The organism is Bacteroides xylanisolvens, assembly GCF_018289135.1.
Classification (GTDB): Bacteria; Bacteroidota; Bacteroidia; order Bacteroidales; family Bacteroidaceae; genus Bacteroides; species Bacteroides xylanisolvens.
In genome coordinates this window covers 5,662,046-5,685,029 of record NZ_CP072216.1, presented here as the reverse complement: position 1 = coordinate 5,685,029, position 22,984 = coordinate 5,662,046, and the positions used below count along the sequence as shown (strand labels likewise).

General features: G+C 43.1%; 12 protein-coding genes. 1 reads left to right on the top strand and 11 read right to left on the bottom strand.

The genetic code is table 11. The features are described 5' to 3' along the window. Window position 1: 1 nt before the first annotated feature. The 7 genes from INE92_RS23350 to INE92_RS23320 form a co-directional block, all read right to left on the bottom strand. Window positions 2-1,024: a rod shape-determining protein gene (locus tag INE92_RS23350; RefSeq protein WP_004299941.1), complete on the bottom strand. Its 1,023-nt coding sequence runs from the start codon at window positions 1,022-1,024 to the stop codon at window positions 2-4. A 95-nt stretch (window positions 1,025-1,119) separates the two neighbouring features. Beyond that, a complete protein-coding gene (purH, locus tag INE92_RS23345) occupies window positions 1,120-2,643 on the bottom strand; it encodes a bifunctional phosphoribosylaminoimidazolecarboxamide formyltransferase/IMP cyclohydrolase (RefSeq protein WP_004299940.1) in 1,524 nt (507 codons plus the stop codon). Window positions 2,644-2,794: 151 nt separating this feature from the next. After that, window positions 2,795-4,831, bottom strand: a complete 2,037-nt coding sequence (locus INE92_RS23340; RefSeq protein WP_195436590.1) for a M13 family metallopeptidase — start codon at window positions 4,829-4,831, stop codon at window positions 2,795-2,797. Window positions 4,832-5,040: 209 nt separating this feature from the next. Next, complete coding sequence (abc-f, locus tag INE92_RS23335; protein ID WP_195436591.1) at window positions 5,041-6,996, bottom strand: ribosomal protection-like ABC-F family protein; 1,956 nt, start codon at window positions 6,994-6,996, stop codon at window positions 5,041-5,043. 142 nt (window positions 6,997-7,138) lie between these two features. After that, window positions 7,139-8,050, bottom strand: coding sequence for a nucleotidyltransferase family protein (locus INE92_RS23330; RefSeq protein ID WP_004299937.1), 912 nt, complete (start codon window positions 8,048-8,050; stop codon window positions 7,139-7,141). Between the two features lie 524 nt (window positions 8,051-8,574). Continuing rightward, the gene (tamL, locus tag INE92_RS23325) at window positions 8,575-10,917 is read right to left on the bottom strand and encodes a translocation and assembly module lipoprotein TamL (protein WP_061448207.1); all 2,343 of its coding nucleotides are present in this window, start codon (window positions 10,915-10,917) and stop codon (window positions 8,575-8,577) included. 2 nt (window positions 10,918-10,919) lie between these two features. Further along, window positions 10,920-15,431, bottom strand: a complete 4,512-nt coding sequence (locus INE92_RS23320) for a translocation/assembly module TamB domain-containing protein (RefSeq protein WP_061448206.1) — start codon at window positions 15,429-15,431, stop codon at window positions 10,920-10,922. A 381-nt stretch (window positions 15,432-15,812) separates the two neighbouring features. On the opposite strand from INE92_RS23320, the gene INE92_RS23315 reads away from it, so the two are divergent. After that, entirely contained in the window at window positions 15,813-16,871 is a 1,059-nt protein-coding gene (locus INE92_RS23315; RefSeq protein WP_004313045.1) for an acyl carrier protein, read from the top strand. 305 nt (window positions 16,872-17,176) lie between these two features. On the opposite strand, the gene INE92_RS23310 is transcribed toward INE92_RS23315, so the two are convergent. The 4 genes from INE92_RS23310 to INE92_RS23295 are packed head-to-tail and all read right to left on the bottom strand — an operon-like array spanning window position 17,177 to window position 22,983. Further along, a complete protein-coding gene (locus INE92_RS23310) occupies window positions 17,177-19,492 on the bottom strand; it encodes a hybrid sensor histidine kinase/response regulator (RefSeq protein WP_008645255.1) in 2,316 nt (771 codons plus the stop codon). A gap of 27 nt (window positions 19,493-19,519) precedes the next feature. Next, window positions 19,520-20,878 (bottom strand): MATE family efflux transporter, encoded by a 1,359-nt coding sequence (locus INE92_RS23305; RefSeq protein ID WP_008645254.1) that lies wholly within the window; start codon window positions 20,876-20,878, stop codon window positions 19,520-19,522. A gap of 27 nt (window positions 20,879-20,905) precedes the next feature. Further along, a complete protein-coding gene (locus tag INE92_RS23300) occupies window positions 20,906-22,138 on the bottom strand; it encodes a M16 family metallopeptidase (protein WP_008645253.1) in 1,233 nt (410 codons plus the stop codon). A gap of 5 nt (window positions 22,139-22,143) precedes the next feature. Next, window positions 22,144-22,983, bottom strand: a complete 840-nt coding sequence (locus INE92_RS23295; protein ID WP_008645252.1) for a peptidylprolyl isomerase — start codon at window positions 22,981-22,983, stop codon at window positions 22,144-22,146. Between the last annotated feature and the right edge of the window lies 1 nt (window position 22,984).

The following is a 22,984-nucleotide window of genomic DNA, read 5'->3' as shown; positions in this document are numbered from 1 at the left end:
TTTATCTCATTAAGAAAGAGAAACGGTCTACGTTCTTCAATGCCACTCCTGTACCTTTGGCAACTGCATGCAAAGGATCTTCCGCAATATGGAAAGGAATGTTGATCTTATCGGTCAATCTCTTATCCAGTCCGCGAAGCAATGCACCACCTCCGGAGAGATAGATACCATTGTGCACAATATCAGCATACAGTTCAGGAGGTGTATTTTCCAACGCACTCAAGATAGCAGTTTCGATCTTTGAAATTGATTTCTCCAGACAGTGAGCTACTTCCTGGTAGCATACAGGCACTTCCATCGGAAGAGCCGTGATACGGTTCGGACCGTGAACGATATAATCTTCCGGAGCATCATCACCCAGTTCGGTTAAAGCAGCACCTACATTGATTTTGATACGTTCTGCCATACGCTCGCTGACTTTCACATTATGCTGACGGCTCATATATTCGCGAATATCCTCTGTCAGGTCATCACCGGCTGTGCGGATGGAGTTGTTGGAAACGATACCTCCCAAAGAGATAACGGCAATTTCCGTAGATCCACCACCTATATCGACAATCATGTTTCCTTCCGGAGCTTCCACATCGATGCCGATACCGATTGCCGCAGCCATCGGCTCGAAAATCAAATAAACATCACGACCGCCGGCATGTTCCGCAGAGTCACGGACAGCACGGAGTTCGACTTCCGTACTTCCCGAAGGAACGCCAATCACCATGCGAAGAGAAGGTGAAAACAAATGGTTGCGAGTATTCACCTGCTTTATCAAACCGCGCATCATCTGCTCGCAAGCATAGAAGTCGGCAATCACTCCGTCTCTCAACGGACGGATGGTACGTATGTTTTCGTGGGTTTTTTCATGCATCAACTTCGCCTTTTCCCCCACGGCAATCATCTTTTCTGTACGGCGATCCAAAGCTACAACCGAAGGCTCATCCACCACGATTTTTCCGTTCGTGATGATGATAGTATTGGCTGTGCCCAAGTCCATTGCTATCTCTTGTGTAAAAGAAAATAATCCCATATTTTTAAATGAAGAATTAAGAATGAAGAATTAAGAATGAGGATGCTGTCACGTACAGTCATTCTTCATTATTAGTTCTTCATTCTTCATTAATATTAGTGTTTAAAATGACGGATACCGGTAGTCACCATCGCCATACCGTGCTCATTGCAATAAGCAAATGATAAATCGTCTTTTACCGAACCTCCCGGTTGGATAACAGCCGTAATACCTTCTTTATCTGCAATTTCCACACAGTCGGGGAACGGGAAGAAGGCATCGGAAGCCATTACTGCACCATTCAGGTCGAAACCGAATGATTTGGCTTTTTCAATTGCTTGTTTCAATGCGTCTACACGTGAAGTCTGTCCTACACCGCTTGCAAGAAGTTGTTTATCCTTTGCCAATACGATGGCGTTGGATTTGCTGTTCTTTACAATTTTGTTGGCAAACAACATATCTTCCACTTCTTCCGGAGTAGGAGTTTTGTCTGTCACGGTTTTCAGGTCGGCTACCGTTTCAATATTAGTATCTTTATCCTGCACCAATACGCCATTCAGCAAAGCGCGGAATTGTTTCTTAGGCAATTTAGCTTCCTTACGAACGAGGATGATGCGGTTCTTTTTCTGTCCCAGGATTTCGAGTGCATCCACATCATAATCCGGCGCGATAATCACTTCGAAGAAAATCTTGTTGATTTCTTCCGCAGCTTCTTTGTCGATGACACCATTCGTAATCAATACACCGCCGAAAGCAGAAACCGGATCACCGGCCAATGCGTCTTTCCAAGCTTCCAAAACTGTAGCACGGGAAGCTAATCCGCAAGCGTTGTTGTGTTTCAGGATAGCGAAAGTGAGGTCATCGAATTCGTCGATCAGGTCAACGGCTGCGTTGATGTCAAGAAGATTGTTATAAGAGATTTCTTTTCCGTGAATCTGGTCGAACATTGCTTCCAGATTTCCGTAGAAATAACCTTTCTGATGTGGGTTCTCACCGTAACGAAGTTGCTTCTGGCTATTAACAGAGCAACGGAAAGCAGAACCTTCGCCGGCATCGAAATAGTTGAAAATAGCCGAATCGTAGTGAGAAGAAACGGCAAATGCTTCTTTAGCCATCCAGCGACGTTCTTCAAGTGAAGAAGTAGCGCCGTGCTCCATCAACATATCCAATAATGGTTTGTATTGAGCTTGAGAAGCTACGATGATTACATCGTTGTAGTTCTTGGCTGCGGCACGAATCAGTGAGATTCCGCCTATATCGATTTTTTCAATAATGTCTGCTTCAGATGCACCGGAAGCTACGGTAGCTTCGAACGGATACAAATCAACAATAACCAGATCTATCTCGGGAATTTCATATTTCTCAATCTGTTGCATATCCTGTTCCAGGCCGCGACGACAAAGAATACCTCCGAAAATTTTCGGATGTAATGTCTTTACTCTACCACCGAGAATAGAAGGATAAGTGGTCAAATCTTCCACTGCCTTGCAAGGATATCCCAATGATTCAATAAACTGACGAGTTCCGCCTGTCGACAAAAACTCTACTCCCTCTTCATGAAGTTTGGTAATAATTTCATCCAAACCTTCTTTATGGTATACAGATACCAATGCAGTTTTTATTCTTTTAGACTCTGACATTGAATTGCTTATTAAGTATTTGGTGTGCAAAGTTACGAAATATTGTTTATCGTACGTAATAAATAAGGTGTGAATTAATAAAAAAAAGCGTTGACTCTCCTCAACGGAAAATCAACGCCTCTTCGCATATATATTCTCTATTCAAAAACTATTACCAAATAGACACTCGTTTTTCTTTAGGTACGAACATCGAATCCTGTTCAGTGATTTTGAATGCTTCATACCAATTCTGGATATGAGGAAGAGCACCGTCCACACGCCATTTGCCTAATGAGTGAGGATCAAGTTTGGTTAATCGGAGAATTTCTTCCGGACGGATATTTCCTGCCCACACATTAGCGTAAGCCAGGAAGAAACGTTGTTCCGGAGTAAATCCGTCAACAATTTCCAACGGTGCGGCTTCTGTTGCATTCTTGAATGCCTGGAAAGAAACTTGCAAACCTCCGTGGTCGGCAATGTTCTCTCCAAGTGTCAGACTACCGTTTGCGTGTACGCCCGGAGCAACTTCGATGCTGTCAAAGAAGTTAACCATCACCTGTGCCCGTTCTTCGAACTTTTTAGCATCTTCTTCTGTCCACCAGTCTTTCAGGTTTCCGTCTTTGTCATATTGACGTCCCTGATCGTCAAATCCATGAGTCATCTCATGGCCGATTACCACGCCGATTGCACCGTAGTTCATAGCATCGTCCGCATTCATATCGAAGAACGGAGGTTGCAGGATAGCTGCCGGGAAGCAGATTTCATTGGTAGTCGGGTTATAATAAGCGTTCACTGTTTGAGGAGTCATCAACCATTCATCCTTGTCTACCGGTTTGCCGGCTTTGGCAATCATTTCGTTGTAATCCCATTCGTTGGCACGCTCGATATTTGCCCAGTAAGAATCATCTTTGATCTCCAGTGCGGAGTAATCTTTCCATTTATCAGGATAACCTATTTTTACATGGAAGGTTGCCAGTTTCTCCAACGCTTTTTCTTTGGTCGGTTCACTCATCCATTCCAAACCTTTGATACGTTCTCCTAAAGAAGTTTGCAGGTTCTTCACCAGTGTAACCATACGTTCTTTGGCAGCAGCCGGGAAGTACTTCTCTACATACATCTGTCCTACCACTTCGCCAAGAACACCATCTACGGTGCTCACGGAACGTTTCCAGCGAGGTTGCATTTCTTTCTTACCAGACATTGTCCTGCTGTAGAAGTCGAAGTTTTGTGCTTCAAAATCATCGCTTAGATAAGAAGCAGCAGCATCTATCAATCCCCATTGGAGGTACAATTTCTGATCGTCCAGTGATACGGTATTAATCACATCGGCTACTTCCTTCATGGCAGCAGGCTGACCTACGTTCACTTCTTCCAAATCTTTCAAACCGGAAACAGTGAAATAAGTATCCCAGTCAAAAGTAGGGAAGTTCTTTTTCAGCGTCGCCCTATCCATCTTGTTATAATTAGCATGAGGATCACGCAATTCCACTTGTGAACGAGCCGCTTTCGCCAGGCGAGTTTCGATGTTCATCACTGCTTTCACAGCTTTCTGTGCAGTAGCCTCATCATAACCTGCCAACTGGAACATTTTGGCGATATGTTCCTGATATTTATTACGAATGTTTTTAGTCTGCTCGTCATTCTCCAGATAATAGTCACGCTGTCCCATTCCGATACCACCTTGATAGGTCTGTACGATATTCATGGAACTGTTCATATCATCCGCACTTACGAACATGGTGAAGTAAGGACGGATGCCTTTCTTCTGGCTCTCTGCGATATATGCATAGATTTCTCCTTTATCCTTGAGAGCGTCAATGGCTGCCAGTTCTGCTTTGATCGGAGCTACACCTTCCTGGTTCAGCTTCACGCTATCCATTGCGATATTATAAAGATCGCCTATTTTCTGCGCAGCACTGCCCGGTGCATTATCTTTCTTCGCTGCCAATTCGGCAATCAATGCTTTCAGTTGTTCACGACTGTTTTCGCGCAACATGTCGAATGTACCGAAACGTGAATACTCGTCTGTCAGCGGATGATCTTTCACCCAACCTCCACAGGCATATTGATAAAAACTTGTACCCGGCATAGCCGTGGTATCCAGATTAGCAAGGTCGATACCGGACGTCAGCACGGCCTCTTTCTTACTGTTACATCCTGTTGTCATAAGGCATACGGCAAGAATTGGTAAATACTTGGTTACTTTCATATTGTATAAATAATTAAATAGTCTCTCTAATCAACAATCATCCTACCCGCAGTCCGGCACCGAGGAGGAAGGTGACCGACACCGAGGAACGCCTCGTTCCTCAACGAGAAACACCTGTTTCGACACCGAGAAACAGATACCCGCCAGGAATACCTTCTACCAAGGTATAACGTTTCTCTCACATAGTGCCCGGAAGTATGCGTTTTGTTCTAATTTTTCGTTTCTTCCAGTTCCATCGAAACCCGCTCCCACTCTTCAACGATTGTATCCAACTGCTGTTTCAGTTTTTGATGCCATTCATAGAGCTGCATATCCGAAGCTCCTTCGGGGGTTGCCATCTTCGCTTCCACGATAGCAATCGCGGATTCGGTTTCCTCTATTGAGGCTTCGCAGTCCGCCACCTGACGTTCGAGTTTCTTAATCTTCTTATTAAGTTCTTTCTGGGCTTCGTAAGAGAGCTTATTCTCCGAAGGCTGACCGGTTTCAGGTTCATTACCTTTAGCTGAAGCCGTAGGAGAAGCCGACAATCCCGCTCCTTTCTGAAGCTCGTTCAAGCTATCTATCTTTTTCTTTTGCAAGAATTCATAGATACCTCCAAGGTGTTCTTTTACAAGTCCACCGCCAAACTCATATACTTTAGTCGCAAGTCCATCCAGAAAATCACGGTCGTGGCTGACAAGAATCACTGTTCCGTCAAATTCGCGGATAGCTTCCTTCAAAACATCTTTCGAACGCATATCCAAATGATTGGTCGGTTCGTCCAGAATCAGTAGATTTACGGGTTCCAGCAGAAGTTTAATCATCGCCAATCGCGTACGTTCTCCTCCGGAAAGGACTTTCACCTTTTTATCCGAAGCTTCGCCTCCAAACATGAAAGCTCCCAGTATATCACGTATCTTCAGACGGATATCTCCTGTCGCTACCCGGTCAATCGTATCAAATACAGTCAGGTTCTCATCCAACATTTGTGCCTGGTTCTGCGCAAAATAACCGATTTGTACATTATGTCCGATCGTTAGTTTGCCTTCGAAATCAATCTCGTCCATGATACATTTCACCAAGGTAGACTTACCCTCTCCGTTCTTCCCGACGAAAGCCACTTTCTCTCCCCTGTTGATAGTCAGGTTGACATCATGGAAAACGACATGGCTGCCATACGCTTTGCGCACATCTTCGCAAATCACAGGATAGTTTCCGCTACGACTGGCTGGAGGGAATTTTAAACGCAAGGCGGAATTATCTTCCTCATCTACTTCGATGCGGTCTATCTTTTCCAGTTGCTTGATACGGCTTTGCACCTGTACGGCTTTCGTTGCTTTATAGCGGAAGCGTTCGATGAAGTCTTCTGTATCCTGTATTTGTTTCTGCTGATTTTCGTAAGCACGGAGCTGTTGTTCACGGCGTTCTTTACGCAGGACTACAAACTCATCGTACTTCACTTTGTAGTCGTAAATCTGACCGCAAGTGATTTCGATGGTACGGGTAGTTACGTTATTCAGGAAAGCACGGTCATGGCTGACTAATACGACTGCATTGGCACGTGTAGACAAAAAGTTTTCCAACCATTGGATACTTTCAATATCAAGGTGATTGGTCGGCTCATCGAGCAAAAGCACGTCCGGGCGACGTAAAAGCAATTTTGCCAATTCGATACGCATACGCCATCCACCGGAAAACTCCGAAGTAGGGCGCTCAAAATCTTCCCGGCTGAATCCCAATCCAAGAAGTGTCCGTTCGATTTCCGCCTGAAAGTTCGTACCGCCCATCATCAGGAAGCGGTCGTTTTCATGCGTGAAACGGTCTATCAACTGATGATATTCTTCCGAATCATAGTCTGTCCGTTCCGCCAGTTCCTGATTCATCCGTTCCAACTTCGCCTGAAGCTCAAATATATGTTCGAATGCCAGTTCTGCCTCTCCCATCACCGTCCGGTTGTCGGAAAGAATCATGACCTGTGGCAAATATCCGATGGTTACATCTTTCGGAGTAGCTACCACTCCGCGTGTCGGTGACTGCAAACCTGCCAATATCTTCAGCATGGTTGATTTGCCGGCACCATTTTTGCCGACCAGCGCAATGCGGTCTTTCTTATTAATTACATAGCTGACGTCCTCAAAAAGCGGCGTCGCATTAAATTCTACTGATAATCCTTCTACTGAAATCACTTCTGCTTCTGATTTATAACATTTTGGACTGCAAAGATACTGAATATTTATTAGATACTACTTAGTATGATACGTTATGAAAAACAAAAAAAGCAGTCATTCTTATGAATGACTGCTCTCTATCTTAATCAATGGCTCTTCTTTAGAACAACTTAGCAGGATATTCACCGGCATCTACCAATGCCTGAATCTTGTCTACTACGCTCTGACGGTCTTCCGGATAAGTAACCCCGAACCACTTGCTGGTAGTATCCAGTACTTCAACAGTAGCAGTTCCGTCATTAATCAATTTATCTACCATCAATGGGATGAAGAACTCGCTCTTCAGATTTTCCATATTCTTCGGATCGCTTAAGAAAGTCTTGAAGAATTCCTGGCTGTAAGCGAAGTAATCAGGAGTGAAGCCCCAGAAGTTCATACTTACCGGAGTCGTATCGGGAGTAGCCGTCCATTCGCCATCATCACCGATATATTTCACTTCACCGTCCAAACGTTGAATCTTCGTACGTTCTACTACAGATGTCAACAATCCTTTAGCATCTGTACTACAGATACCACGAGATACCGTACCGCTTTCGCTCAATGTATTTCCTACACGGAAACCTACCATTGAATAAACGTTCTTTGAATTTTCAGGAAGAGCAGAAAGGAATTTACCCATCACTTGGAAAGAATCACGACCATAGAAGTCATCACAGTTAATCACTGCAAACGGTTCTTTAATCACATCAGCACCCATCATTACTGCATGGTTAGTACCCCAAGGTTTGGTACGGTCTGCCGGGCAAGTAAAGCCTTCCGGAAGATCGTCGATTGATTGAAATACCAGTTCGCAAGGAATGTGACCTTCGTATTTGGAAATAATTTTATCACGGAAATCTTGTTCAAAATCTTTGCGGATTACAAATACAAGTTTGCCAAATCCGGCATTGATAGCATCATAGATTGAGTAATCCATAATAGTTTCGCCATTAGGACCCAGTCCGTCTAATTGCTTCAAGCCTCCATAACGGCTACCCATACCGGCTGCCAATAAGAATAAAGTTGGTTTCATAAATTGTGTAATATTAAAAGGTTAGTGATGTCAACGGCATCAGATTTCGTTGCAAATTTACAAAAACTTTCTTTCTTTTGTCTTGAAACAAAAGAAAGAAACAAAGAAAAATTCAAGACTGACTTTTTTCTCCTACTCACACCCTTCACTACGCTAAAGGGCAGAAACTCGCTTCGCTCAAACAATCTGCCCTTTTTAACGCTTCGTTACGGGTGTTCGCTTAACGGAGAAAAAAGTAGGTCGGAAAACCTTTCGGCATGTAAACCTATGCAGAATCAAAAGTACATCAATGACAAATCAAGAAATCCGGTAATTCATTAACCTATGCAGCAAACACGCCGAAAGGGGATCGGCCTCGTTTTTCCGGCGTTAAGCGCAGGCGTTTTCTCCAGCGTTAAAAAGGGCAGACTGTTTGAGCGAAGCGAGTTTCTGCCCTTTAGCCGGAGAGAACACCGGAGTAGCCGGAAAAACGCAGCCTTGAATTTTCTTTGGTTCTTTCTTTGTTTCAAGACAAAGAAAGAACGTTAGAAGGGATAACCGATAGCAAAATGTATTCCCAGATTCTTCATAAAGGATCCTGTGACATTGTAATATCCGCTTCGTTCTGTATCGTAAGGCAGATGCAAAGGAATACCGAAATCAAGACGGAACACAAGAATATCCATATCATAACGAATACCGACACCGGTGCCCAGAGCAATCTGTTTCGGGAACGTTTTCAGTTCGAGTTGTGAATTGGGACGTGCCTCATCCTTGCGCATCAGCCAAACGTTTCCCGCATCCAGGAAAGTGGCTCCCCAAATGCTCTTAAAGATACGGAAACGGTATTCTACATTTGCCTCAAAACGGAAAGTACCCGTCTGGTCGAGGTAAGAGTAGCGGCTTTCCGCCGGATGGTATCCGCCCGGGCCGATGCTACGTACCGTAAAAGCGCGGATGCTGTTGGCACCACCCACATAGAATTGTTCGCTGTAAGGGGCTATCGTTGCATTACCGTAGGCGAAGAGAGCGCCCAAAGCTACACGGGAAGCAATCTTATTATTCTTGTCCATATTCCACAAATGGCGGAATTCCGTATTCAGTTTCACAAACTGCGCGAAAGGGACGTTCAGCAAACGCTTGTCCTCTTTGCTGAAAGACTGACCGAAAGCACGGTAAATCACCGAGGTCAGGTTACCGGCAGAGGTTACAGTCGATTGCCACCAAATCGGATTTTTAATACCGCGTGCGGAAGCATTATCATACGTATAGGTATATTCCATAGCAGGAATAAACTGGTCTTTCAAACTGATATATAATGCAGGATTGGCATCGGCAATTTCCCTGAACTCTTCCGATTGGTGTTGAAGGACGTTGAATGTCAGTTTGAAAGGGGTAATACTATGACGGCTTGTACGTGTCGGTTGGAAATCGTAGGTAGCATTTCCGCCGAATGACAATAGTTTATAATACCTGGCACGGTTCAACTGGTCGATGTATAAACGGAATGTAGTGGTAGCTGGGAAGTCAAACTCCCTTTTCCCCCAATGCGGGAAAACCACGCGCGGGAAAGTCAGAGAAGTAGAAACTCCCATCTCCCAGCTGTTCATTAAAGAGCTTTTTTCTCCTCCGCCGGTTTGCCATTCATAAGAGCCTTTCAGCTTCACGTTCCAGCTCTCGCCACCTCCGAATACATTGTTCCGGGTGACGCCGAATGATGCCCCGGGACCGGTTTGGTCGTTACTTTTGGTTACGACATTCAATTCCAGTTCGGCGTCCAGCGGCTTAGCAAACGTGGCCTGCATGGTTACGTTCAGCGTATCACAAACGGCTGTCGTATCTTTCGGAGCATATTGTAAATCCAGATAACTGAAGATTCCCAACTGGCTAAGTTTCTCCTGCACCTGCTCCTGTCGATACTGACTGTAAAGACGAGTGCGATTGGAAGCCCGCATCTGTGCATTCCGCACAAACTGTTGATAGTTCAACCAACGATAAAGCATATTCGGACGTACCTGCAATTTCTTATAATAATGTATATTCAGATTCTTATACATCATGCTGTCATTGGGCGCCTCACCATTCTTGCCAAACAGGTAAACAGAAGCATCTCCTACATAGTAAGGACGTTGTGCCGCAGCGGGTAATCCCGGAACGGGAATCAGACGAAGGCTGATATGTCCACCGGGAACCAATGTCGTATCTGCCTGATAAGTCATATAATCGGGACGGAAGTAAAAATATCCCCGGTTACGCAACAGCGTACTGATACGGGTACGCTCTTCATCCAGATCGACCACGTTAAACTGCTCGCCGGGACTTATATAAGACATTCGACGTCCCCGTTCCATAATGCGCAACGTTTGGGGAGTGAAACGCTGATAATAAACCGTATCTATAAAATAAGGATTCTTCATGTCTACCGTATAAAGAATACTTGCTTTCAGGCTGTCTTTCTTATCGACCAATGTTTCATAAGTCACTTTCCCATTGAAGTAACCATAATCACGGAGCAAGTTTGTAGCCACCTTGATGCGGACCTCCGGATTGACAGTGGAAATAAATACCGGAGGGTTAGCAGCCAGACGGTTGAACATCCACTTTCCAAATCCTTTTTTATATTTCACAAAGTCATTGTACATCCACATCTTAAAAGGAATAGGCAGAAGCCCTCCCAACATCTTCGTACTGGGAGTTTTATCAAGGGCCGCCTCAATCTCTGTCAGAGCTGTCCCTCCTACCGATGTTGTCGATTTATTCTGTATGACAGTTTTTCCTCCTGTATAAAGTACCTCCCCTTCGGGCAGATGCTTTGTCACCGAACAACCCGAGAATAAGATGATACCCATCAGGCAACTTATTAATATGTTACTATATATACCTTTCATGTTTACTTCTTTTTCTTAAAGATGAACAGTTCGCTAAGTTTATCCAGCTTCTTGCGAAGTACCAGACCGACTCCGGTTTCCGTAATCTCGCCTTCGAGTACACTTTCGTAATTTTTATCGTAGAACAGACGGACATAACGGGTTCCGGTTCTATCCAAACGATATTCCAGAGAGATGTTATCGATGAAAGATTCCGCGTCATTCGTCGCATTCTCACCCGTAGAAACTTTACCTCCGATTACAATCTGGAAACGGTTATTGAAGAGACGTTGTGAATAACGGAAACTGTAATCCGTACGCTTACCACCCGTATCCGACAGATCGTGATCTTCGATACCAACAGAAACGCTGGCATTTTTCAGGTTCCCCATCAATGAGTTGATTTGGCTACTTAATACGGAGTTCAATGCAGAACCCATATTCAGTTTACCCAGTCCACCACCTCCGCCACCAATCGGTCCGGTGCCAAGGTAGGTTTTCATAACCATGATATACAGAGCCTGTTTACCTCTCTCTTCCGCTCCCATAGCCGTCAATTCATTTTGTATGGTTGCGTCTTCGGGGGCAGATACGTCAAAGGCGAAAGAAAGATTATCCAGTCGGTTCTTGACGACGATGGACACATCGAAATTAACCATACGTGTTCCGCCATTCTCTCCTTCGGAGACAGAAGCACGGATACGGTCGGTTGCTTTGAAGTTCAGCATCGGGTCCATAGGATTTCCCGTCCATTCCACATAGCTGCCGTTGTCGATAGCAAATTCTTTGGCAGCGATGACAGGCAAAGCATATTTCATCAAACCGCCGCTCAACGTATAGCGTCCGGTCAATGTCAGATCACCTTGCGGAGTATATTTCATTGAGAGATCACCTCCTCCCTCCAGTTCAACACGATTGTCATTGCTTGCGTCCAAATCGACTTTCAAACGAACGGACGGGTCGATGTGCACCATCATCACCATATCCAGCCCGCCTAAAGAAACGGTCGGAACTTCTTGCTGAACAACCGTCGTGGTGTCACTAAATGAAGTAAAGGTTACCAAACTTCCCAAACGGTCCTGCACAGTCAACGGTGAATCGGTCAATATATAAGAAACATCTGTATTGCCCAGCAAACTCATGTTTCCACGCATATTCAATCCGTCTAACGGCCCTTTCACCGTTGCCCGGAAATCAGCATATACTTTTCCGTAAACCAGACTTTCACGGGTACGTTTGGCATCCAGAAGCGTATAGTTCTGCGCCAGCAGATTCAGATTTGCCATCGGCCGGGACATATCTCTGAAATCAACAGATCCGTCAATCGTAAATGGATTCTTTCCTGTTGTATAAATAGCGAACTTATCAAATTCCAAACGATTATTCTTTATCTGCACCGGGCGGTTATCGAACCGGAAGTTAGCACCATACTGCCGGGAAAGGACAGTAACACTATCCAATATCAGTTCGCCATTAATCAAAGGTTGTTCGGTGCTACCGGTAATGTTCAGATTACCATCCATATCACCGGCTAATGTAACCATCTGATCGGGAATGAATACGTTCGCTACACGGAGTGGGAAGTGTTCCAGAGTAGCATTTACTTCCAAACTATCTTTTCCTGTCCGGGTTGGAACCAATTTGCCATCTGCCACCATCACTTCCACATTGTCATGATTCAGATAAGCGTTAAGATATTGTTTTCCTTGTTCACCCGGCAACCAGGTAGCTCCTAATGTCACATCACCAATTCGTTGACGTTCATAAGTCAGCTCGTCAATAGATGATTCAACCGAGAGTTGAAGATCTTTTTCAGTCTGCACGTAGTGTGCTTCCGCAGAGAATAAACCGGTTATTTCCGGGAAGTAAGGCAGTACTTTACTTAATTCGGCTAAACTGATTCTTCGGATTTCGACATCAATATTCTGTAAAGAAACAGTGTCCCCTTGCACCGAATGTACACGGAATCCCATTCCTTCATCATCCCACATATCTACATTAGCGTATACACGCATATTCTTATGCACATAAATCCAGTTGTGATTCTCATTAAAATGGAATTTCTGGAAGGCGATAATCGGTTCTTCCGGGATTAATGTGAAAGCTAATCCATCGCCTTTTCCTTGCCCTTCAAACAAAGGACGTGCATTGACACCGAGCAGTACGCCCGTTTCTCCTTTTCCATTCTTAAAATCTACCAGCAGTTCCGCATCCCGGTCACGAATCTCTCCTGTCAGTGTAGTAGAGAAGGAGAATTGCGGATTCTTCGGTCCGTTAATAACACCGGCACGCAATTTCATGAGTGTGGTATCTTGTTTGACTGTAAAGAAAATCGTGTCCAGTTGCAAGGTGTCTACTTTCAGAGCATGAATAGCGGCTTTTCCATTAATTCCCCGATTAGGAGCTGCTCCGAATTTCACAGAAGCATCATGGTAAGCTATCTTTTTAGTAGCCAGAAAATATGCCAAAGGGTTTTCTTGTCCTGCAGAGAAAGAGAAAACTGCCGTCGGTAACGCCTTACGCAGTTCAGCGTGGTTCAATGCTTTCTCATCAATCTGCTTCATCAATACATCCACAAAGTGAGTAGATTGGCGAATTAAAGGATTAACGCCGGAACGTGCGCTCAAGTCGAGTTTCATATCTCCGGAAACGAAATGTGCCGAGACTAAATCCCGACGAGCTTCGGCAGCTAAATTAAAAGTAAGCGGACGCTTCATTGGCTGCGGCATGATTCCTAATTCATGTAAATCCAGTTGAGTGACATCAACCGTTATCTTACCATCAGGATAACTGTGCGCCAAATTATATTCCGCATCGGTTGTCATTTTCAATAAAGCATTGTCACTTGTCAGATGTGCGGTGACCAGTGCGCCTTTAAGGTCTCCTGTCAAATTAAGATTGGAGAGATGATATTTTGCATAATGAAGCTGATCTAATGAAAGATTCAGTTTGGCAAAAGAATGATAAGACATGACATCCAGTCCACGACCATTAGCCGCAGCCGAAAGAGACAGTTCGTAGATAGAATCTTTCGGAAGGAAGTTATGGAGTTGCAGATTGTCTATCTTCAGATCAGCTTTGTAAACTTCGGTAGATGTATTTAATGCTGCATTCACGTCCATAGCTCCTTTCCCCTCTTTCAGACGGAGGCCTGCTTTGTATTCAGGACCTTTGATATCAACTTTCGCCACCAGATTCATGCTGTCAGGGACTACAATCGTACCATTGGGAGCCTCTCCTGACAGAGCGGTCAGGAAGTTCAAATTTTGAGTTGTCATTTTCAGCCCAATGGTTCCGGTACGAGTCAGGCTGTCAGCCAGGTTTTCTATCATACCGCCGCCTTCTAAAGCAAAAGCACCCGGCAAGTCTACCGTAAAACGGGAAATCTGCATTTGTTTCAAGTTACCGTCCGTACCGGCACGAATGACAAGCGGACGAAATGGATAGGCTTCTTTAAAGCTATCAGGCAATCCTCCTGCAAATAACATAACATCTTCTTTGCCGATATAGGCATTGAGATTGGCGGACAAACGTCCTGTAGTCGGGATGTTGACAAGTTCCCAATAAGTATGGGCAGATAAATCGATTTCAGAATGAGGGGTTTTTAGTTTTAAACCGGGAACACTAATGATTGAATCGTTAGAGTATGCTCTACCTGTCAGTGAAACAACACTTAATCCGGAACGTTCATTCATTGTAAACTCACGAATGACCGCATTCATGTCCCTGCCTTTATACAACAGGGAATCCAAAGCGATGCGAACATCACGAACGGCAATATGGGAAGCATCAAAACCTTCTATTGGTTGCGCAGTTCCTGTATCATAACTGGCGGAAGTTCCCGACAACAGAAACTTCTTCAAACCATAAAACTGATTTTTCAAATCAGCCTGTGCATCATCAATAGCAGCCTCCCCGATATGAGCTGCCATCCGCATGGAATCAACAGGAAGTTGCATACTGAATGATACATTCTTTAATTTCAACTGATGAAGATCCACTTTCCAGTTTACAGGAGCAGAGGCTGTGGTATCTTTAGGAGTGGTGGTAGTATCATTCATCAGCAACTGCACATGGGTATCAGACAGTTCGGCCTGATTGATAATCGCTATTTCATTGGACAAGTCAACACCATGGCTTTGCAGGAAGAAACGTCCTAAAACGCCTTTAATCTTCATTCCTTCCATCAAATTGGCTGAATTAACGGCTACCCGGCTCAAAGTGACTTCATCCACTTCGACTTTTCCTTTTATTAACGGCCATGCCTGCACACGGACATTCAGGCTTTCCAAAGACAAAAGAGTATCCGGCTGTTGAATAACCTCTACGCCACGAACCAACAGATTAAGCGGGAAACGAAGGTCTATCCGTTCCACCTGAATCTGCATACCGGTTGCCTTAGAGGCATATGCAGTAACCTCCCGACGCAAAAGATTCTGAACGGGAGGAACATAAAGCAATACCATTAGTATTACAAAGAGTATTATAGGAGTAAGCAGTATCCAGCTTACCCAGCGTATCCATTTTCGTTTCATGTAAAATGTGTCAGTGTAAATAAGGTGACACAAAGTAAACAAATTATTCCGAAAAAAGGTTGACGAGATGAGTAAAATGTTTAGGAACAAAAAAATATAGTTATTACGATTTACCGTTTTCCAATAATCTTATCTCAAAAATGACTAGACATTTCTATTCTCAAGATATTAATATTCATTATTAGTAAAGTTTTACTCCAAACAAAACATAGCAGCATAATAATATGTTGTAAAACAAAAAGTTTTATTTTTTAATCTATAAGTTATTACATATATTTGTGAAGAAGTCTATCCATAATACAATAGACAATAGATATCAAAGCATTATCTGTTATAAATAAAAAGGAAACATCTTAATTATTAATTCTAAAATTAATCATTATGAAAAAAAGAATTCGTACATTAACAATGGGAAGTATCTTAGTTTTACATTTAAGCTCATGTCAAGAATCGTTAGACTATAATTTTTACGACCTTAAAAAGATAGAACCGCCAGTAATTAAAACTCTTAGTAGTAATGAAAATGACATAGATGAGAAATTAAATACTATAATTTCTACTATATTAGATATCATCCCATCAATGTATAATGATAATACAAGATTCATTGAAGATATAGGAGCTGATGAATTGAAGATGCAAGCCTTTTTCAACAAAGTAGAAGAAACATTTAATATAAAGTTATTTGATTCTGAAAAAGACAATTGTAAAACTGTTGGAAATCTAAAAGCACTTCTAAAAAAATTATGTTATCCAAAAACACAACAATACTACAGTAATTATGGGCCTGTTATCTTCCAAACAGAAAATGACATTATACCAAATTTCGATTTATCATTTAATTTAAATTGTACTACAAAATGTATGAATCAGCGTTCCAACATTATTTCTGAAGTTACCAATATAGATGCTACAGTTACACCTTTTAATTTTTCATCTGATCAAGATTGGATAATTACAATAACATATAAGTCAGAAAAAGGTAATTACATTGCAAAAACTTTAAACACAGAAATTACATGGAAAGGAACAGTTACTTCAACTATTGCTTATACAAACGGAAATAAAATAATAGAAAAATGGGAAGTAATAATCCATGCTATAGTATCAAATGAAAGAGGGTTAGTTCTCACAACATCGAATATAGAAAAAAAAGGTAAAGAAATAAAACCTAATAAAGAGTCTGATAATAATAAAGATGATTTATCTCACTACACATTTGAATTCTTAAAAAAGATTATTTCTGAGCAATGTAATATTGACCCAGCCTTTATACATAAAGAGTCTCAACTCATTCATGAACTCAATTTAGATAGTTTAGATTTTATTGAATTAATAATGAGAATTGAAGAAGAATATGGAATTGATATTTCTGCAGAAAATGCAGAACGATTAAATACAGCTGGAGATCTATATCAATACATCATAGAACATGCCTAATAGAGAATGATTTCTAAAAAACTTATTAAATGAAAGAAGCTTTCTCTAGCCACTAAAATGAAAAAACTTTTTTATGTTTTCCAACAATAAAAGACACATAAAAATCTATTTTGGAACTATTTCATTAAAACAAGCTATATCATCATTGGCTAAATAGATAAAATCGCTATCATGTAATTTTTCAGAGATTGAATTTCTTTTTTCCCTCTAGTCAGCAACCTCCGTTATACATATTTTAGATTAAAATCAAATATATCGACATTACTCTGTGATAAAAAGAGTCACTACACATATAGAGAACTATTTTATTTTTGGAGGAGATATTGCTCGTATTCTCTAGCTTTTGTCAAAACTATCAATATCTCTTGGAGTACATGGTCGGTTTTTTCTTTTACTTTCTTCGAAAAGTCTTGCCCTCGCTGTACCTCCAACCATTCTAAAAGAGGTATTGCTTCATCCACTCCAATCATTGTAAAGAGAGGGAGGAGCTTATGCGCCATAGCAGCTATCCCGTCCACCTCTTTATCGTTCAGCGCTTGTTGCATCCGTTCGATATTCTTACCTGTTTCTTCAATAAAAGTCTGAATAATGGAGGATGCCGCTTCCGGATCGTCTTCAGAATAAGCAGTAAGTGCAGAGAAGTTTATTCCGGCTGTTGCCATATCTTCTGTGATATGCGCTTCATCAGCCGAGAGTTGTCCTTCATTTACCGTCATCAATAATTCTTTTACTGTAAACGGTTTATGCAGACAACCGGCAAAGCCATGTTCATGTAAAGCAGCCTTATCCATTTCGCTACGGGCGGTCACAGCAATGACGGGGATTGTTTTTGCTTGTGGTATATTAGAAGCCCGCAATAATTTTACCAAATCAAAACCGTTAATAGCAGGCATTTGTATATCTGTTAGCAATACATCGAAAACGGAAGAGCGAAGCTGTTCAATCAACTGCTCCAGCTGTTCACAGCATACCGCATCGATACCATGTTGTTTCAACATGGCAGCAGTCAGATTCAACTGAATCCTATCGTCATCGATCAAAAGGACACGGATGACTTTCATCGGAGGAATCACAGCCGACTCCTCTGTTATATCCGCATTTTCGCTTTCAGTAGATTCACTTTCCGCAATGGATTTACCTACCGGATAAAGAGGCAGAGTTACAGTAAAACAGCTTCCTTTTCCTAATGTGCTTTGCACGTCAATGGTTCCTTCAAGCAAGGTTACCAGTTTCTTCACAATAGAGAGTCCGAGTCCGAAACCTTCTTCCCCCTGCGCACCGGAAAGACGTGTAAACTCCTGGAAGATACGTTCACGATCTTCTGATGCCATTCCTTTTCCTGTATCGGCGATAGCAATGGTTAACTTAGAAGAATCATAGCTGGCTGTCAGACTAATCTCTCCTTTTTGAGTAAACTTTACGGCATTAGACAAAAGGTTGTTCACTATTTGCCGGAGTCGCAAAGGATCACTGATATATCTTCCGTTCAGTTCCGGGGCGACGTGACATTGCAAGGCTAAACCTTTGGCAGCGGTCAAAGGTTCGAAACTGACATAAATCTCGTCGAACAGCTGGGAAGGGTTAAAGGTTACACGGTTCACTTCCGCTTTATTGAGATCGAGCCGATGGAAATCGAGCAAGTCACTGACTAGTTTCAACAAATGTTCCGAAGAGCTTTTCATATTGTCGAGGTAGAACCGTTGCCGTTCATCTTCTGTCAGCCGGGACAGAAGTTCGGTATATCCCATGATTGACCCCAACGGCGCCTTAAAGTCATGGGTAATGGCCAGCATTAATTTCTCACGGGCAACAAGCAAATCTTCCGCGCGTTTATTCGCCACCTCCAATTGCTGACGATAACGGTTGCTGCGAGAGATATCCCGCATAATCAATATCAGGAAAAAAGCAGATAATAGTACGGCACCAACCGCGATACCGCCGATGATACGCGCCGACCGCATTCTTACCTCCTGCTGAAGCTCGGCATCCTGACGGGCACGCAGGGTCATTTCTTCCTCATATTGTTTAATCAGACTATCCATTCGTGCCGTCAACTGTGTATTCATCCGCTGGTACTTCGTACTGGTACGCCGGATGGTTTTCTTCCGTTGCAACCGTTTTTCTTCGGTAGCCATGCGGATTTTCTGCTGAAGAGAATCTTTAGAAGTAGTCGGTTGGAGAATGGTATCAGTGGCTACTTCCAGCGATGTATTAACTAATACGGCACTGTCTTGTTTAGAAGGGGAAAACACTTCGGCGAGCCGTTTGAAGAATCCCTTCTTTTTAGGAGTAGTTATTAACGAGTCACGCTTGGTAATGACCCGATGTTGTACCCGTTGCTGGGTAATGACAGAATCTTGTTCGGAAATGATTTCTTCAATCTCCGAAGCAGAGAGAAGACTGTCGTTTGCTTCACTTAACACCCGCAACATCTGAATCGTGTTTTGATCTTTCTCGTGGAGAAGGGTCAATAGACTATCAGTTCTTAAGTTCTGCTGATCGTCGGCTGCCGACAATGCTTCCATCTCACGATGTACAAACACCAGCGAGAAAAGGAGGATCGCCAGTAACAAAGTGTAACCGGCGGTTATTTTCAACTTTGTAAAACGGAAGGAAGCCATTGGGATAAAAATTTTAAGTATTAAGTATTAGGTTTTGGGGTGAGGTTCGGGAAGTTTTGTCATGTAGTGGAAACGCCACCAGAGCATTAATCCCGCACTCGTCAGACCAAAAGGAAATGCCATCCAGACACCTACTATCCCCCATCCCATTACAAAGCCGCAGAAATATCCTACGGGAAGCGAAATAACGAAATAGGCGATAAAGGCGATAACCATCATTAGTTTTACATCTGAAATTCCACGCAAAGCATTGGCGAAAGTGATTTGAAGCCCGTCGCCAAACTGATAGACAAGGAAAGGAAAAATTAAAGATGTCACCATAGCAACCACTTCCTGGCTGTCGGTAAACCAGCTTCCCAAGTAATTCCGGCAAAGGAAGACAATCAAGGAAAGCACGGCACCCAATGTCATCATCAGATGAAAACCGGCATAGGCGGAACGGCGTACATTGACGATGTCATTCTGCCCTTTGAAATTGCTGACACGAACAGCAACAGCAGCCCCCATACCGTAATACATCATAAAGGTAAACTGCGAAATAGCCAACATCACCTGATGAGAAGCCAAAGCGATCGTACCCAGCCAACCGATCATGATAGCACTCAAACTAAAGGAGGCTGTCTCCATCCCCATCTGGAAAGCAACCGGCCATCCTAGTCCATTCAAGCGTCCAAATACAGCGCGTGACCATCCCAAACGGAAAAAGCCAATCTTATAACGGACAAAACGCGGACTACGCATAAAAATGATTATAAATACAATCACCATCACAATACGCGAAAACAGCGTACTGATACCTGCTCCCAACAAACCTAATTCGGGCAATCCGAGTTTACCGTAAATCAGGATATAGTTTCCTATGATATTCAAGACATTTCCTCCAAGCAATATCCACATGGCGGTTTTGGTATCCGTTATTCCGTCTGTGAATTGCTTGAATCCATTGAAAAGCATGACAAACACTAATGAAGCAAGCAAAACAAGGTAATACGGTTTAATCAGAGGAATCAATTCTTCCGGCTGTCCGAGATGCTCTATATTCAAATAAAGAACAGTCATACATATAGTCAGTAGCAATGCAACCATCAGGTTTGCCAGCAAACTGTTGCGTAATGCCTGTCCGGCAGGAGCATACTGATGAGTCCCATACAGCCCTCCTACAATGGGAGTCAGTCCATACGAAAACCCTGTACTGAAAATAATCGCCAGATTAAACACATTATTTACGAAGGAAGCTGCTCCCAGCTCAATCGTACTATGATGCCCGATCATTAATGTATCAGCAAATCCGAGAACGATCACTCCTATTTGCCCGATCACAATCGGTAGTCCGAGAAAAATTAGTGCTTTGTAATGGTCTTTGTATATATCAAATAGTCTCTTCATCATCTTTTAAATAGGATCTTAAAATCCTCATTTACTTTTATAGTAAAGCACAACTCCGTTCTCCTTCCGGAAAGCGGATTGGGCTACTGTCCGCAATTGTTCCGCCGTGACAGAACGATAACGTTCTACTTCTTTTTCCATGTCTTCCGCTCGGCCAAGCAGTTCGAACCAAGCCAGGTTGGTTGCCACATTCAAATAATTGATGTTACCGAATATCTGGGTGGACTCAAATTTGTTCTTCACTTTTTCCAGTTCCTGTTCGTCAACCAGTTCGTGCTGCAACAGTTCCAGTTCTTCCCTTACTGCCGCTTCCGCCTGTTCCAGAGTGACACCAGCCGAAGGCTTTCCACTAATATGGAATAACCCCGCATCTACACTGCCTGAAATATAGGCATCTATGCTCGAAAATAACTGTTTCTGTTGTACCAAACGCTGGTTCAATCGACTGGAACGTCCGTTGCTCAACACATCCGACAAAATATCAAATGCATAATAATCTGGATGCCGATGGTCGGGCATGTGATAGGCCATAAACAAAGCATCGAGAGGCACATTTCTCTCTACCGTCAACCGCCGTTCTTCTGTCTGTTCCTGTTCTTGTGGCAGGTTCCGCAAAGGAACTTCCCGACGAGGAATAGAAGCGAACCATTTTTCCGTCAAAGCAACTGCCTCTTCGAAAGAGATATTGCCGGTCACGGCCAATATTGCATTATTAGGAGCATAAAAACGAAAAAAGAATGCTTTTACTTCTTCCAGCGTAGCATTGGCAATATGCGACAACTCTTTTCCGATCGTAGGCCATTGATAAGGATGCGTCTGATAAGCCAGAGGGCGCAAAAGATGTCCGACATCTCCATAAGGCTGGTTCAAACAACGCTGTTTGAACTCTTCCATTACCACTCCCCGCTGTACCTCCAGGCTCCGTTCGCTAAAGTCAAGACTCAACATCCGGTCGGATTCCAGCCAAAAGCCGGTTTCTACATTCTGACGAGGTACAGTGAGGTAGTAATTGGTTATATCATTATTCGTCCAGGCATTATTCTCTCCACCCGCCAATTGAAGCGGCATGTCATAATCGGGAATATTCACCGACCCTCCGAACATCAGGTGTTCGAACAGATGGGCAAAGCCGGTATGCTCGGGATCTTCGTCGCGAGCTCCCACATTATATAATATATTAAGGGCAACCATCTGCGTACTCTCGTCCTGCGAATGTACCAGACGTAACCCATTATCAAGAATATGCCTGTTGATTTTCATACGATTCAGTCAAGTATTGTCACCTTTGTTATCTTTACATCTTCTTCGGGACGGTCGCTGCGGTCTGTTTTCACCTGCTGGATCTTATCCACAATGTCCATTCCTTTCACCACTTCGCCAAACACGGTATATTCGCCATCCAAATGCGGAGTACCACCCACCGTAGTGTAGGCTTCAATCTGTTCCGGAGTGAAATGGAATTCCGGTTCTTTGGCAGCCATTTCCTGTGCCTGCGCAAACAGTTTTTCCTGCAAATCATAAAGACCGTTTTCATCGTTTGCTTTCCGCATCTTATAGATTTCCTTCATGTGTTTCTGTGCCAGTGTATTGAAAATAACATTTATCTTATTCTCATTCATCTGGCTTTCCATTCCCAGCAAAGTAGAGTCGTTAAACACTTTACCTGTCACGATATAGAACTGGCAACCGGAAGATTCTTTCTTCGGGTTCACATTATCCCCCTGGCGGGCAGCGGACAGGGCACCTTTCTTATGGAAATATTTAGGATATACAAATTCAGCGGGAACGGTATAACCTACGTCTCCGGTACCCAGCATTTTTCCTTTCGGCGCATTTTTTGAGTCCGGATCACCGGCCTGAATCATAAAATCTTTGATAACACGGTGAAACAGTGTACCTTCATAAACTCCGTCCTTCACCAGTTTGATAAAATTATCACGATGTTTCGGTGTCTCATTATACAGTTTCACCTCAATGTCTCCTAAAGTTGTTTCAATCTTCACCAACGTTTCTTTATCCATGTCTCCTCCTTTTTTTGTTCCGGTTTTGCAGGCAGTAAGTCCGCAAAACGATATGGTTAATATGATCAATAGAATCTTTTTCATA